The following is a 13,135-nucleotide window of genomic DNA, read 5'->3' as shown; positions in this document are numbered from 1 at the left end:
AAAGGGTGATGACATGCGAGATCGACCGGGCCAAGATGGTATCGAGGAACGATGTCCGAAGGTGGCTGGCGGCAGTTTCCCCTTCAGCTAGCGGGACCAGCCCCTTAGGGTGACGGCTCGACCGAAACAGCAAGGCTCCGATGGTTGATACCCGCCCCTCCTACCAGCTGGCCTCGCCTGCGCTCGCGCCCTATGTCCAGCCGCTGTGGCCGGGTGCGCTGGCGATGCCGGTGGCCTCGCGCGACGAGGACGGCCGCCCCATCAGCCTTGCCGACGATCACCTGTCGGGCTGCGCCATGCTGCTGGTGTTCCTCGGCGATCCCTATAGCGAGCAGGCCGAGGCGCTGCTGCGGGCGCTCGCCGGGCTGGAGGAACGCTTTCTCGCTGCTGGCGCGGCGGCCCTTGCGATCAGCGCATCGAGCGATGCGGCGCGCAACAAGGCGCTGAAACGGGCGACCGGCTTTCCCTGGTCCATCGCCTGCGATGCCTCGGGCGCGCTGTTCGCGTCCTACGGCTTGCACAAGGGGCACGACCTCGCCAACCGCCTGGTGCTGCTGACGCCCTATCGGCAGGTTCGCACATGGTTCGATTTCGACGGCAACGCCCGCCCGACACTGGAGACGATCATGGAGATGCTGGACAACGCCCAGGCCGCCGAGGAACTGCGCTGGAGCCCGCCCCATGCGCCGGTGCTGATCGTGCCCAATGTCCTCTCGGCGGAGGAATGCGGGCGGCTGGTGGAATCGGTCGAGACCGACACGCCGTTCATGATCCGGCGGCCGCAGCCGGGCGAGGTTGCCGGCAATTACCGCATCCCGGTTTATGAATACGACCGGCAGGACCGGGTCGACCTCATTATCAAGGACCAGAATACGCTCGCCTTTCTCGACGAACGGATTTTCGGCCGAGTCGTGCCGATGATCAAGAAGGCCCTCTCTTTCGACGTGACCCGCCGTGAGGACCTGCACATCGCCCGCTATGTCGGCGCGCGCGAGGGCAACGCTATCGGCCACCGCGACAACACCAGCCCGCCCGGCGCCCACCGCCGCTTCGCCCTGTCGATGAGCCTCAACGACGACTACGAAGGAGGCGGGATCGCCTTCAGAGAATTCAGCCCGAGGGGTTACCGGGTGCCGGCGGGCACCGCGATGGTGTTCTCGTCATCCTTGCTGCACGAGGTCGAGGAGACGACGGCGGGGGTGCGCTACAACCTTATCTCGCATCTGTTCAGTTGAGCATGTTGCTCAAGTTAACGGCTCTTGCGGCCTTGTTTTGTTGCTCTGCCTGCTCGCGTGAGGCGGAATCGCGGCCATCGAATTTACGCGATGATGCCGGGCGCGCACACTCCGTCGAGACGCGCATGGACGACAATGGGGATGGCTATGTCACCTACCTGGAGTTCGAACAGGCCTTCAAAGGCAATGCCTTCGCGCTGCAGGATGGCAGCCAGTTAAGAACCATGTTCGACGGGTATGACATGAACACCGATGGACGTCTGGAGGCTGCCGAGCTATCTGGAAATGCCACTCCCTCGGAATGACCTTTTCGCTCAACGCCCCTTCGGCACCTCCAGCACCTTCTTCCGGAAGCTGCACAAATCCGCCACATTGCAGCGCCAGCACTCAGGCGTACGGGCCTTGCAGACATAGCGCCCGTGCAGGATCAGCCAGTGGTGAGCGCCCAGGCGAAAGGGCTGGGGGACGCGCTTTTCCAGCTTCGCCTCGACATGGTCGGGCGTCTTGCCCTTGGCGAGGCCGGTGCGGTTGCCGACACGGAAGATATGGGTGTCGACCGCGAAGGTTTCCTGCCCGAACCAGCAATTGAGCACGACATTGGCGGTCTTGCGACCGACGCCGGGCAAGGTCACCAGCTCCTCGCGGGTTGAGGGAACCTCCCCGCCAAACCGCTCGACCAGGATTTCGCTCAGCGCGATCACGTTCTTGGCCTTGGAATTGAACAGGCCGATGGTCTTGATATGCTCCTTCAGTCCATCTTCGCCTAGTTCAATCATTTGTGCGGGCGTTGCGACCTTGGCGAACAGCGCCCGTGTGGCCTTGTTGACCCCGACATCGGTCGCTTGAGCCGACAAAGCGACGGCCACGACCAGCTGGTAGCAATTGCCATATTCCAGCTCGGTCTCGGGCGCGGGATTGTCCTCCGCCAGCCGCCGGAAGAATTCGAAGATCTGGTCCTTGGTCATTCGGCCAGGGGCGCCTCCGGTGCCGCATTGGCCTTCCACTCCATCGCTCGCAGCACGCGCTTTTCGACCGAGGGATGGGTGTAGAACAGCACTTCCTGCCACGCGGCCGGGCGCGGGTAGCGGTACTCGGCGGTCTTGATGAGCGCGGTGGCCAGCGCGTCCGGCTCGTTCACGGTCTCCAGCGAGTATTGGTCGGCCTCGTTCTCGCCGATCCGGGTCAGGCTGTTGGTCACCGGGGTCACTATCAGGCCGAGCAGCGAACCCACCACCGCGAACACCGGCAGGCCGCGCGGCTCGTCCAGCCGGGCTGTGCTGCCCAGCAGCCGCGCAGTTGGCGCGAACAGCCGGTGTAGCAGGTAAAACAGCAGCATCGCGATCAGCGGGAAGATCACCACATAGCGCCAGATATGGCCTAGCTTGTAATGCCCTGCCTCATGCCCGGTTACCGCACGCACCTCGTCGAGCGAAGCCTCGTTGAGCGCGACATCGGAAATCGCGATCCGCGCGGTGGGGCCGAGCCCGGCGACATTCGCGGTGAACCGTTCCGACTGGCGCGAGCCATCGTACATGAAGATCCGGTCATGCGGGATGTCGACGTCGTCGGCGATCTGCTCGAGCGCGCTGCGTACTTCGCCCGGCGGGACCGGCTTGTACTCGTTGAACAGCGGGTCGATCAGGCTCGGCCCGGCCAGCAAAATCAGCCCCACGGCCAAAGCGGAAAGCCCACCGCTCCATAGCCACCAGCGCTCGCCGGTGCGGCGGATGAGGGCATAGACCCCGGTCAGGAACAGCCCACCCAGCACCGCCGAGATCAGCTCGCTCAAGGCAAGCTGCCCGAGGAAGTCGCCCAGCGGCTGCGATGACAGGTCATAGGCGCGCTGGCGGTACCATTCGGTATAGACCTCCCACGGCAGCGCCAGCACTGCGGAAATGAGGAAGAATGCCGCCGCTACCGCGAACGTAGCCAGGAACCATCTGCGACCCTCCAGCCGCTCGGCCAGCCGGTCCAGCAGGCGGAATCGCACCATTAGCCACGCCACCAACAGCGACACTGCGACCCCAGCGAACAACAGCCCGTGGTTGCCCATGGTATAGGCCTCCGCTTTGGCCAGCGCTTCAGGACCGAGGCTGTCGATATAGCGCGCGGTTTGTTGGGCGGGCGTCAGTTGTTCGGACATCTCAGATGCTTTCCCTGTGTATTATGCGCCTAATACACAGGAGTTAGTACCGGTCAAGCGTCCAGCCCCAGCACATCATTCATCGTATAGCGTCCGGCGGGCTTGCCGATCAGCCATTCCGCCGCCTTCACAGCGCCACGGGCGAAGATCAGGCGGTTCTCGGCGCTGTGCGACAGGGTGAGGCGTTCCTGCTCGCCCGCAAGAATGACGCTGTGCTCGCCCGCGACCGTGCCGCCGCGCAAGGCGGCAAAGCCGATGGCACCCGCGGCCCGTGCGCTGGTGTGACTCCCGAACTCATGGCCCCGTCCGCTTTCCATGTGCTGGTAAATATCGATCCCGCGCCCCTCGGCAGCTGCTTCGCCCAGCAGCAGCGCGGTGCCGCTGGGGGCATCGACCTTCATCCTGTGGTGCATCTCGACGATCTCGATGTCCCAGTCGGGGCCGAGGCGGCTGGCGGCTTCCTTTACCAAGTGCGCCAACAGGGTAACGCCAAGAGAGGTGTTGCCGGTCTGCAGGATAGGGACGACGCGAGCGGCATTGTCGATGTCGGTGTGGTGGCTTTCCGCCAGGCCGGTCGTCCCGATCACGATCGGGATGCCCGCACCGATCGCGGCATGGAGATTGCCTTCGAGAGCGGATGGCGCGGAAAAATCGACCAGCACGTCGCTGACTTCGGCGAGGGCCGCGACATTGTCGCCCGCATCCACACCGCCCGATGCCGTGTGCTCGCTGGGGCGCAGGACCTCGGCAATGGCCTGCCCCATGCGCCCCGCGCTGCCGATGATGCCGATACGGGCCATTGCTCTCTCCACCTTGGGCGTGCTTGATGGGCACCATGGCAGAGATACGCAACATCGTCATCCTTACAGGGGCCGGGATATCCGCCGAAAGCGGGATCGACACATTCCGGTCCGCAGGCGGATTGTGGGAGCAGCACCGGGTCGAGGATGTTGCGACGCCCGAAGGTTTCGCGCGCGACCCCAGCCTCGTGCTGCGCTTTTACGATATGCGGCGTGCGGCGCTGGGCGGGGTCTTGCCCAACCCCGCGCACGACGCGCTGGCGAGGCTGGATCGGGAGTGGAAGAAGGGCAAACTGCTTATCGTCACCCAAAACGTCGACGACCTGCACGAACGGGCCGGCGCGCGCCGCGTGCTGCACATGCACGGCGAGCTGAAGAGCGCGTTGTGCACCTCGTGCGAAATGCGCAGCCCGTGGGACGCGCCGATGATATCCCGTCCTCCGTGTCCGGTATGTCAGGCCCCGATGCTGCGGCCCGATGTCGTGTGGTTCGGCGAAATGCCCTACCAGATGGACCGTATTTACCGCGCCTTGCGCGAGGCCGACCTGTTCGTCAGCATCGGTACCTCAGGCGCGGTCTACCCGGCAGCGGGGTTCGTGCGCGACGCGCGAGAGATGGGGGTACGGACGCTGGAACTCAATCTGGAGCGGAGCGAAGGTTCGCACTGGTTCCACGAGAGCCGGCAGGGTAGGGCGGGGGAGTTGGTACCGGGTTGGGTCGAGGAGGTTTTGAGATGACTGTGCATGAGGGTTCTTGCCACTGCGGCGCAATCCGCTTGCAGTTGCGCGACGTGCCGCTCGAAGTCAGCGAGTGCAATTGCTCGATCTGCAGGCGTACCGCAGGTCTGTGGCACTATGGCCGACCGGATACGGTGACGGTCGAGGGTGAAACCGTCGGCTATGTCCAGGGGGACGGCTTCCTGACGACCTGGCATTGCGGGACCTGCGGCTGCACCACGCATTGGACGGCGATCGATCCGGAATACGAAAAAATTGGCCTCAACCTGCGGATGTTCGATCCCGAAGTGTGGCGAGACCTGCCGCGCAATTTCGTCGATGGAGCAAGCTTCTAACGGCCGCAACCCTTGCAGCCTGCGTCCTTCGGAATGGCGATGGTGCGCATCCCCGGCTTGAGCCCGTCGAGCAATTGCAGCCGGCCCCACTGGGGATCGCCCAGCGTGCTCACGCCTTCAAGCAACACGCGCACCGCCTGCATCGCCGCGAAGGTGCCGACCCAGCCGACCATCGCGCCGAGCACGCCGTCCTCGGCGCAGGTGTCGCAATCCTCGGCATCGAAGGCATCGCCTACGAAGCAGCGGTAGCAGGGCTGGTCCGGCAAGTGTCCGGCAAAGGCCGCGACCTGGCCCTGGAACCGGCCGACTGCGGCGGAAAGCAAGGGCACGCCGGCCTTCACGCAGGCATCGGACACGGCCAGCCGGGTGGCGAAATTGTCGGTCCCGTCGAGCACCAGGTCGGCGCTCGCCATCAGCTCGTGCGCGTTCTCGGCGGTGATGCGCCGGTCGCTGATAGTGACGCGCAGCGAGCGGTCGAAATTCTGCACCCAGCCGCGCGCAACCACCGCCTTGCCGTGGCCGACATCGCGCTCGGCAAACAGGGTCTGGCGCTGGAGGTTGCTGGCATCGACGGTGTCGCTGTCGACCAGCGTCAGCCGGCCGATGCCCGCTGCCGCAAGATATTGCAGCGCAGGCGATCCGATGCCGCCGAGGCCGACCAGCATGACGTGCTTGTCCACCAAGGCCGCCTGCCCCGCGCCGCCGATTTCGGGCAGGACGATATGGCGGGCGAAACGGTCGAGGCGCGCATCGTCGAGTTTGGGGGACAAGCTCATGGAAAGCCTGTTGGCAGGCTGTGCAAAGCCTGTCGACAGCCCTGTGAACAGGGCTGTCGATCAGTATGTGGCATCAATGGGGAAAGTGTGTGCGAATTAACTTTCCAGCTGCCGGAGCAGGCTGCGCACGTCGCCGTCCATGTCGGCATCGCGCTGGCGCAGGTCCTCGATCAGGCGCACCGCGTGGATCACCGTCGAATGATCGCGCCCGCCGAACTTGCGGCCAATTTCCGGGTAGCTGCGCGGGGTCAGCACCTTGGAGAGATACATCGCCACCTGGCGCGGACGAACCACGGCCCGGGCGCGGCGCTTGGACGACATCTCGGCCCGGTCGATACGGTAGAACTGGCACACCGTGCGCTGGATTTCGTCGATCGTGATCCGGCGGCGATTGGCCGAAAGGATATCGGTCAGCTGCTCTTCGGCGAGCTGAAGCGATACCACCTGCCCGGTCAGCTGGGCATAGGCGATCAGCTTGTTGAGGCCGCCGACCAGCTCGCGCACGTTGCGGGTAATGGTCCGGGCGAGGAAGTCGATCACATCCGCCGGCACGTCGAGCGGGGCGAACTTGGTCAGCTTCGATTCGAGGATCTTCTTGCGCAGTTCGATGTCCGCGGTCTGGATGTCGGCCACGAGCCCCATCGACAGGCGGCTGAGCAGGCGGGGTTCGACCCCGTCCAGCGCCTGCGGGGCGCGGTCGGCGGCGAAGACCAGTCGCTTGCCTTCGGCCAGCAGGTGATCGATCGTGTAGAGCAGTTCTTCCTGCGCGCTGGCCTTGCCGATGATGAACTGGATATCGTCCACCAGCAGTAGGTCGAAACTGCGCAGCCGGGCCTTGAACTCGATCATCTGCCCGGCCTTCAGCGCCTGCACGAATTCGACCATGAAACGCTCGGCGCTGCAGTAGAAGATGCGCGCGCGCGGGTGGGCCGACAGGTACTGGTGGCCGATGGCGTGGAGCAGGTGCGTCTTGCCCTGGCCGGTCGCCGCCTTGATGTAGAGCGGGCTGAACTGCGGCTGTTCGGTCGCCGCCATGCGCTGCGCCGCGTTGCAGGCGAGGATGTTGGTCTCGCCCGTCACGAAGGCGGCGAAGGTGAGCGAGGCATCGAGACCCACCGAAGAGGTGAAATTGGCATCGTTCATCATGCCCACGCCGGTGACCATGATGCCGAGGCTGCCGCCGTCATTGGCGGCACGGCGGCCTTCGCCAAGGGCGATGTCGGGCAGCTTGCGGCGCCCCGGATGGACTTGGATGTTGACGTTGCGGATATTGCTGCGGGCAATCTTCCACGCCAGCGACAGACGGTCGGCGAAGCGGTCCTTCACCCAGTTGGCGGAGAATTCGGTCGGGAGGTAGAGGTCGAGCGTACCGGTCGAATCGTTGAACCCGCCGAGCTGGATCGGCTTGATCCACTGGCTGTGCAACTGGTGCCCCAGATCCTTGCGCAGGCCCTGGCTGATGTCTGCCCAATCGGCGGCCAGGTTCACTGCTTCGAGATCTTCCATCAGGTCTTCTTTCGTTGTTTTCTTGGCCGTCCCCGAACGGCTGAATTCCTGTCCCATCACTTTCCGCCCTTTTTCGCCGGCTTCCCCCACCGGACTGGTATCCCCAACCGATCCGTCGGGCCAGGGCAATGCTTTGCCCTTCACCGGAAACGCTGTTCCCGGCGTGCCTTTGTTCGGCTTCCTTTGTGCTTGCCCCGGTCTGTCCCGTCCCGCGGCGCGGACCCCCTATAAAACGGACAGCGCGATTCTGTTCAAGTGTGGATGAGGTAATTTTTCTGAAATAATTCGTTTGACACGCGCTAACCCGCAGGGATGCATATAAGCCGATGATTTTATGTAGATTTATGTTCGCATATGGTGCGAATCGCCGGAAAACCAAGACTTACGATGTCTCGCAGGTGTCAGATCAATGACGCAACGAAAACGGGGCGCCGCCCAATGCGTCGCCCCGCGTCGTTTCAATCGAATTTTTGGGCCAGGGCCCGCGCCTTAAAGTGCGGCGACTCGCTTGGTCAGGCGCGAGAACTTGCGCGAGGCAGTGTTCTTGTGCAGCACGCCGCGGGCGACGCCGCGGGCCATTTCCGGCTGTGCGGCCTTGAGCGCTTCGGCGGCAGCGGTCTTGTCACCGGCTTCGCAAGCGGCCTCCACCTTCTTGACGAAGGAACGGATGCGGCTGATGCGCGCGCCATTGACTTCGGCACGGCGGGTGTTGCGACGGATGCGCTTCTTGGCTTGCGGCGTATTGGCCATGTTCGTCCTTGTTGCTCGGCCGCCCGTTGCGACCGGATGCTAGCTCGTAATGTGTTTCGGAAACGGCAGCGGGGCCGCCGGAAAGCGGCGCACTTAGGCGGCAAGCGCCGAATCGTCAAGTAAGAACCTACCTCTGGCAGCGCGGGCAGAACCAGGTGCTGCGGCCACCCTGTGTGAAGCGGCGTATCACGCCCCCGTCCCCCCGCAGGCAGGGCTGGTTTTCCCGGCCATAGACCTGGAACCGCGTGGCGAAATAGCCAAGTTCGCCATCGGGCCGGGCATAATCGCGCAAAGAGGAGCCGCCGTCGCTGATCGATTGCTCCAGCACAGCCCGGATCGCCGGAACCAGTCGCGCCAGCGCCTGGCGAGAAACTGCGCCGCCCGCCTTCCGCGGGTCGATGCGGGCGATATGAAGCGCCTCGCAGACATATATGTTGCCTAGCCCGGCGACGATCCGCTGATCGAGTAGGCACAACTTGATCGCCTGCTTGCGACCATGAAGCGCGGTGCGCAGGTGTTCGACGCTCAGCGCGTCTCCCAGCGGCTCCGGACCCATGGCAGCGAAGCTTGGCCATTCGTGAAGCGTGTCGGTGGCGATGAGGTCGATCCAGCCGAAGCGACGCGGATCGTTGAGCGCGAAGCGATGGCTGGCGGTCTCTATGACGAAATGGTCGTGCCGGTCGTCCTCGTCCGGATCGATTCGCCAGCGCCCGCTCATGCCGAGATGGAAGACCAGCGTCTGTGCCCGGTCGGTGTGGATCAGTCCGTATTTCGCACGCCGGGCGAGGCCGGACACCGTCGCCCCGGTCAGCGCTTGGCCCAGACCGTCGGGAAAAGGAAAGCGCATGTCGGGCCGATTGATGCGGGCCCGCATTATCTGCTGGCCGTCGAGGAACCGCGCGAGGCCGCGCACCGTTGTTTCGACTTCGGGAAGTTCGGGCATGTCCCGGCCCCGATAACACCCTTTGCCGGTGGGGCAATTCCTTCTAAGGCGCGCGCAGAATGACTGAAACGGTATCTTTCGGCTACGAAGACGTGGCCCCCGAGGAGAAGACCCAGCGCGTCGGCGCGGTTTTCTCCAGCGTTGCGGCCAAGTACGACATCATGAATGATGCGATGTCGGGCGGAATGCACCGGTTGTGGAAGGACCGTTTCGTTCGGCGAGTCAAGCCGCAGCCGGGCGAGGCGATCCTCGACATGGCAGGCGGCACCGGCGACATCGCCTTCCGCATGGCGGAGCGTGGCGCGGAAGTGACCGTTGCCGACATCAACCAGGACATGCTCGATGTCGGCGTGGAACGTGCCATGGAACGGGGCATTACCGGCCTTGTGTGGAGCTGCCAGAATGCCGAGCAGCTCGACTATATCGACCGACAGTTCGACGCCTACACGATCGTCTTCGGGATCCGGAACGTGACCCATATCGATAAGGCCCTGCGCGAGGCGCACCGGGTGCTGCGGCATGGCGGCCGGTTTTACTGCATGGAGTTCTCGACCACCGAATGGCCGGGCTTCAAGGAAATCTACGATCTCTACTCGCACCGGCTGATGCCCAAGATCGGCAAGGCGATCGCCGATGATGAGGACAGCTATCGCTATCTCGCCGAATCGATCCGCCGCTTCCCCAAGCCGCCCGAGTTCGAGGCGATGATCAAGGCGGCGGGTTTTGCCAACACGCGCGTCGAGAAGATCCTCGGCGGGGCAGTCAATATCCATTCGGGCTGGAAAATTTGATTCCGAACCTATGACACGGCCTGCCACCCATATCTGGCGCCTCCTCAAATGGGGCCGCACCGCCGCGCGGCACGGGGCGCTGCGCGGAATCGAAAACGATCCGAACACACCGCCGCCGGTCAAGCGGATGGCCCGCATCGCGCGGCTAGGCGCGCGTGTGCCTGTCGTCCCCGACTATGCCGGTGCGTTTCGCGATATCGGGCCGGCGGCGATCAAGCTCGGCCAGTCGCTGGCGACCCGGCCCGACCTGGTAGGCGACGAGGCGGCGCACAACCTGCTGACCCTGCAGGACGACCTGCCGCCGATCCCGTTTTCGGAGATCGAACCGGCCGTGGCGGCGACCTTCGCCCAGCCGCTCGATACGCTGTTCCAGAGCATCGATCCCGTGCCGGTTGGCGCGGCATCCATTGCGCAAGTGCACAAGGCCGTGACCAGTGACGGGCGGACAGTCGCATTGAAGGTGCTGCGCCCCGGCATTCGCGAGAAATTCGCCCGCGACATCCAGACCTACGAATGGGCGGCCGCCCATGTCGAGGCGATGGGCGGCGAAGCGGCCCGGCTGCGCCCACGGCTGACCATCGCCAACTTCAAACGCTGGAGCAACTCGGAGCTCGACCTGCGGCGCGAGGCCGCCTCCGCCAGCGAACTCGCCGAAAAGATGCGCGGGTTCGAAGGCTATCGCATTCCCGCAGTCGACTGGGACCGCACCAACGGCAAGGTCATGACGGTCGAGTGGGTCGATGGCATCAAGATTTCCAAGCGCGACGAACTTCGCGCGGCGGGGCACAACCTCGAAGAACTGGCCGAGCGGCTGGTGCTCGCTTTCCTGACCCAGGCGATCAGCGGCGGATTCTTTCACGCCGACATGCACCAGGGCAATCTGTTCGTCGAAGCCGACGGCACCATCGTTGCGATCGACTTCGGCATCATGGGCCGGATCGACCGCCGCGCGAGGCAGTGGCTGGCCGAAATCCTCTATGGCCTGACGACCGGCAATTATCAGCGTGTCGCGGAAATCCATTTCGAGGCGCAATATGTGCCGAGCTACCACTCTGTCGGCGAATTCGCGACGGCACTGCGGGCGGTGGGCGAACCGATGCGCGGCAAGCCGGTGAGTGAGCTTTCGGTCGGGCAGATGCTCGACGGGCTGTTCGCCATCACCCGCGATTTCGACATGCAGACCCAGCCGCATCTTCTGCTGCTGCAGAAGACCATGGTCATGGTCGAAGGCATCGCCACCCAGCTCAATCCGCAAATCAACATGTGGGATGTCAGCGCGCCCTATGTCCGCAGCTGGATCCGCGACGAACTGGGGCCGGAGGCGGCGCTGGCCGACAGCGTCAAGCGCAACATCGAGACCTTGATCGGCTTGCCGGACCTCGTGCGCCGGATCGAGGAGCGGTACCCGCCCAAGGGCGGTGCCCCCGAACAGCCGCCGCTGCCCGAAATCGAGCTGGTGTGGGAACGCCGCCAGCGGGAAGGACGCGGCTGGCTGGGCTATGCTCTCAGCGCCGCGATCGGCGCAGGGGCCGTGGCAGCGGCCTTGGCGCTGGGCTGGATCGGTTGACCCGCGCGGGCCGCGCTACGTCGCGGTCAGGTCTTTCAGGGCATCCTTGTCGGGCTTCTTGCCGAGATTGCGCACCCGCCAGACAATCACCGACAGCACGCCGAGCGCGCTGAGCACTGCCAGCAAGAAAGTCCTGAACCCGCCGGCACTGCCGGTCAGGCGCTCGACCGTGTTGTCGAAAGTCGCAATGCCATCGGCAGTCACGGCTACCTTGATGGTTTCGCTGTCGATCTGGTCGAGCGGCTGGCCGTCCTGTTCGGTCAGGCTCTGCACCGTGGCCGACAGCGTGAGGTCGCGCGGCTGCCCGGGCGAAACCTCCCAGTCGAAGCTCAATTGCGGCGCACCGGCCTTGCGCTTGCATTGGCGCAGGTCGCCCCGCACTTCGAAGTCGGTCGCCTTCAGTTCGGCGCAGATCCACGGGCCGAGCTTGATCTCCCCGGTCGAAACTTCGCCGTCTTCCCCGGCAGCACGCTCGATCTGCTCGGCCCGCTCCTGTTTCCCGACGACCAGCTTCACGGGATAGAACTGGCCGACCTCCATCGAACGCGGCGCGCCCAGTGCGGCAATGCCGAGCGGTGCCTGGTCGGCCAGCATGGTATAGCGTGCGCATTGGTCGGCGGGGGCGAAGTCCTCCATCGCCGCGCAGTAGCCGGCCCCTGCCGCGCTCGCGGCTTCGCCGATGGGGTGCGCGGGTCGCACAGGCGTGTCGGCAACGGGGCTGGATGCAGCCCTTGTCGCCCTCCGGACAGGTGAGGCCGGGTCCCCGTCATCGGCTGGCGGCTGGACGGAAAAGCCGCCGATAGCGCCGCGCGACTGCATGGTGACGGGCGAAGGGGGTGGCGGTGGCGGGGGCGGAGGCGGCGGTGCAGGCGGCGGAGGGGGCGGGGCCGGTACGGGTTCCGCGCCCGCAAACAGCGCGCATCCCGGCAGGGTCGTTGCCACTAGTAACAGGCAGGCTGCCAGTCTTGCCTTCATCGTGCCCCTCGTTCTGTCGCGCCGCGCCGAGGATTGCGCAAAGGATCGCGCTTGGCAACCGCCAGCGCGGGCAAGCGATGGCCTACCCTTCCTCGCGCAGGTCGTGATGGGGCAGTACTTTCCAGCCGATCAGGCTGAGTGCGACGGTGAGCGCTTCCACCGCCATCGGGACGAACCAGGCCTCGTAGGTGCCGTCCGCCACCAGCGAGACGCATCGACCCAAGAACACCACGCCCATGATCAGGGCGCTGGCGATCAGCGGGTCGCCATTGCGCTTCCATGCGCCCCAGATCATGCATATTCCCGTGACCCAGAAGATCGCGGTCATATCGCCGCGGATGGTCGAAAGGCCCTGCGTTCCTTTCGGCGACAGGCCGAATTCGGCCCCCGTGACCGACGGGTTCAGGATGAAGCCGAAACCCATGTAAAGAAAGAACAGCCCCAGGACGAACAGCAGTGCCGTGATGACCAGTCGCATAGTAATTCCCTCCCGTAACGGCGGTTAGCGTAAACCCGGTAACCACTTGCCGCTAGGCAAATCGTAACCATTGGAAGCGAGGACTTTCGCGCAATCGCG

15 protein-coding genes are annotated in these 13,135 nt (G+C 64.6%); 6 read left to right on the top strand and 9 right to left on the bottom strand.

What is annotated here, in order from left to right; all coding sequences use genetic code 11:
• The first annotated feature begins 140 nt into the window (after positions 1-140).
• Together WAB17_RS03555 and WAB17_RS03550 are read left to right on the top strand one after the other, a co-directional pair.
• Positions 141-1,235 carry a redoxin domain-containing protein gene (locus tag WAB17_RS03555; RefSeq protein WP_435418656.1) on the top strand — a complete coding sequence of 365 codons (1,095 nt, stop codon included), beginning with the start codon at positions 141-143 and terminating at the stop codon, positions 1,233-1,235.
• A gap of 125 nt (positions 1,236-1,360) precedes the next feature.
• A complete protein-coding gene (locus WAB17_RS03550) occupies positions 1,361-1,540 on the top strand; it encodes a hypothetical protein (protein ID WP_435418655.1) in 180 nt (59 codons plus the stop codon).
• A gap of 9 nt (positions 1,541-1,549) precedes the next feature.
• Here WAB17_RS03550 and nth read toward each other — a convergent pair whose 3' ends face one another.
• The 3 genes from nth to dapB are packed head-to-tail and all read right to left on the bottom strand — an operon-like array spanning position 1,550 to position 4,178.
• Complete coding sequence (gene nth, locus WAB17_RS03545; RefSeq protein WP_435418654.1) at positions 1,550-2,200, bottom strand: endonuclease III; 651 nt, start codon at positions 2,198-2,200, stop codon at positions 1,550-1,552.
• Positions 2,197-3,378 (bottom strand): M48 family metallopeptidase, encoded by a 1,182-nt coding sequence (locus tag WAB17_RS03540; protein WP_435418653.1) that lies wholly within the window; start codon positions 3,376-3,378, stop codon positions 2,197-2,199. Before WAB17_RS03540 ends, nth begins: the two co-directional genes overlap by 4 nt.
• Before the next feature lie 53 nt (positions 3,379-3,431).
• A complete protein-coding gene (dapB, locus tag WAB17_RS03535; RefSeq protein WP_435418652.1) occupies positions 3,432-4,178 on the bottom strand; it encodes a 4-hydroxy-tetrahydrodipicolinate reductase in 747 nt (248 codons plus the stop codon).
• Between the two features lie 35 nt (positions 4,179-4,213).
• Between dapB and WAB17_RS03530 the strand changes: the two genes are divergently transcribed.
• Positions 4,214-4,915, top strand: a complete 702-nt coding sequence (locus tag WAB17_RS03530) for an NAD-dependent deacylase (RefSeq protein ID WP_435418651.1) — start codon at positions 4,214-4,216, stop codon at positions 4,913-4,915.
• A complete protein-coding gene (locus WAB17_RS03525) occupies positions 4,912-5,250 on the top strand; it encodes a GFA family protein (protein ID WP_435418650.1) in 339 nt (112 codons plus the stop codon). Before WAB17_RS03530 ends, WAB17_RS03525 begins: the two co-directional genes overlap by 4 nt.
• Here the strand turns inward: WAB17_RS03525 and WAB17_RS03520 are convergent.
• From WAB17_RS03520 to mutM, 4 genes are all read right to left on the bottom strand, one after another.
• Complete coding sequence (locus WAB17_RS03520) at positions 5,247-6,026, bottom strand: HesA/MoeB/ThiF family protein (RefSeq protein WP_435418649.1); 780 nt, start codon at positions 6,024-6,026, stop codon at positions 5,247-5,249. The two genes, WAB17_RS03525 and WAB17_RS03520, sit on opposite strands and share 4 nt — an antisense overlap.
• 96 nt (positions 6,027-6,122) lie before the next feature.
• Entirely contained in the window at positions 6,123-7,589 is a 1,467-nt protein-coding gene (gene dnaA, locus WAB17_RS03515; protein ID WP_435418648.1) for a chromosomal replication initiator protein DnaA, read from the bottom strand.
• 432 nt (positions 7,590-8,021) lie between these two features.
• Positions 8,022-8,282: a 30S ribosomal protein S20 gene (gene rpsT, locus WAB17_RS03510; protein ID WP_435418647.1), complete on the bottom strand. Its 261-nt coding sequence runs from the start codon at positions 8,280-8,282 to the stop codon at positions 8,022-8,024.
• Between the two features lie 127 nt (positions 8,283-8,409).
• Positions 8,410-9,225, bottom strand: a complete 816-nt coding sequence (mutM, locus tag WAB17_RS03505; protein WP_435418646.1) for a bifunctional DNA-formamidopyrimidine glycosylase/DNA-(apurinic or apyrimidinic site) lyase — start codon at positions 9,223-9,225, stop codon at positions 8,410-8,412.
• A 59-nt stretch (positions 9,226-9,284) separates the two neighbouring features.
• Here mutM and WAB17_RS03500 point away from each other — a divergent pair, with 59 nt between their 5' ends.
• Positions 9,285-10,016 (top strand): class I SAM-dependent methyltransferase, encoded by a 732-nt coding sequence (locus WAB17_RS03500; RefSeq protein ID WP_435418645.1) that lies wholly within the window; start codon positions 9,285-9,287, stop codon positions 10,014-10,016.
• Between the two features lie 10 nt (positions 10,017-10,026).
• Positions 10,027-11,583 (top strand): 2-polyprenylphenol 6-hydroxylase, encoded by a 1,557-nt coding sequence (ubiB, locus tag WAB17_RS03495; protein ID WP_435418644.1) that lies wholly within the window; start codon positions 10,027-10,029, stop codon positions 11,581-11,583.
• A 15-nt stretch (positions 11,584-11,598) separates the two neighbouring features.
• Here the strand turns inward: ubiB and WAB17_RS03490 are convergent, their stop codons facing one another.
• Entirely contained in the window at positions 11,599-12,402 is an 804-nt protein-coding gene (locus tag WAB17_RS03490; protein ID WP_435418643.1) for a hypothetical protein, read from the bottom strand.
• 238 nt (positions 12,403-12,640) lie between these two features.
• The gene (locus tag WAB17_RS03485; protein ID WP_435418642.1) at positions 12,641-13,036 is read right to left on the bottom strand and encodes a DUF4345 family protein; all 396 of its coding nucleotides are present in this window, start codon (positions 13,034-13,036) and stop codon (positions 12,641-12,643) included.
• Positions 13,037-13,135: the final 99 nt, after the last annotated feature.

Source organism: Parerythrobacter aurantius (assembly GCF_045291475.1).
GTDB classification, from domain to species: Bacteria; Pseudomonadota; Alphaproteobacteria; order Sphingomonadales; family Sphingomonadaceae; genus Parerythrobacter; species Parerythrobacter aurantius.
Note: the sequence above shows the minus strand (reverse complement) of the source record. Positions and strands in the feature narration are given on the sequence as shown.

What these genes read in the sequence shown, in the direction of transcription:
- WAB17_RS03530 (WP_435418651.1), top strand. Translation starts at nt 4,214, where the DNA reads ATGGCAGAGATACGCAACATCGTCATCCTTACAGGGGCCGGGATATCC.
- dapB (WP_435418652.1), bottom strand. Translation starts at nt 4,178, where the DNA reads ATGGCCCGTATCGGCATCATCGGCAGCGCGGGGCGCATGGGGCAGGCC.
- WAB17_RS03540 (WP_435418653.1), bottom strand. Translation starts at nt 3,378, where the DNA reads ATGTCCGAACAACTGACGCCCGCCCAACAAACCGCGCGCTATATCGAC.
- WAB17_RS03500 (WP_435418645.1), top strand. Translation starts at nt 9,285, where the DNA reads ATGACTGAAACGGTATCTTTCGGCTACGAAGACGTGGCCCCCGAGGAG.
- ubiB (WP_435418644.1), top strand. Translation starts at nt 10,027, where the DNA reads ATGACACGGCCTGCCACCCATATCTGGCGCCTCCTCAAATGGGGCCGC.
- WAB17_RS03490 (WP_435418643.1), bottom strand. Translation starts at nt 12,402, where the DNA reads ATGCAGTCGCGCGGCGCTATCGGCGGCTTTTCCGTCCAGCCGCCAGCC.
- WAB17_RS03550 (WP_435418655.1), top strand. Translation starts at nt 1,361, where the DNA reads ATGGACGACAATGGGGATGGCTATGTCACCTACCTGGAGTTCGAACAG.
- mutM (WP_435418646.1), bottom strand. Translation starts at nt 9,225, where the DNA reads ATGCCCGAACTTCCCGAAGTCGAAACAACGGTGCGCGGCCTCGCGCGG.
- WAB17_RS03525 (WP_435418650.1), top strand. Translation starts at nt 4,912, where the DNA reads ATGACTGTGCATGAGGGTTCTTGCCACTGCGGCGCAATCCGCTTGCAG.
- rpsT (WP_435418647.1), bottom strand. Translation starts at nt 8,282, where the DNA reads ATGGCCAATACGCCGCAAGCCAAGAAGCGCATCCGTCGCAACACCCGC.
- WAB17_RS03485 (WP_435418642.1), bottom strand. Translation starts at nt 13,036, where the DNA reads ATGCGACTGGTCATCACGGCACTGCTGTTCGTCCTGGGGCTGTTCTTT.
- WAB17_RS03520 (WP_435418649.1), bottom strand. Translation starts at nt 6,026, where the DNA reads ATGAGCTTGTCCCCCAAACTCGACGATGCGCGCCTCGACCGTTTCGCC.
- dnaA (WP_435418648.1), bottom strand. Translation starts at nt 7,589, where the DNA reads ATGGGACAGGAATTCAGCCGTTCGGGGACGGCCAAGAAAACAACGAAA.
- nth (WP_435418654.1), bottom strand. Translation starts at nt 2,200, where the DNA reads ATGACCAAGGACCAGATCTTCGAATTCTTCCGGCGGCTGGCGGAGGAC.
- WAB17_RS03555 (WP_435418656.1), top strand. Translation starts at nt 141, where the DNA reads ATGGTTGATACCCGCCCCTCCTACCAGCTGGCCTCGCCTGCGCTCGCG.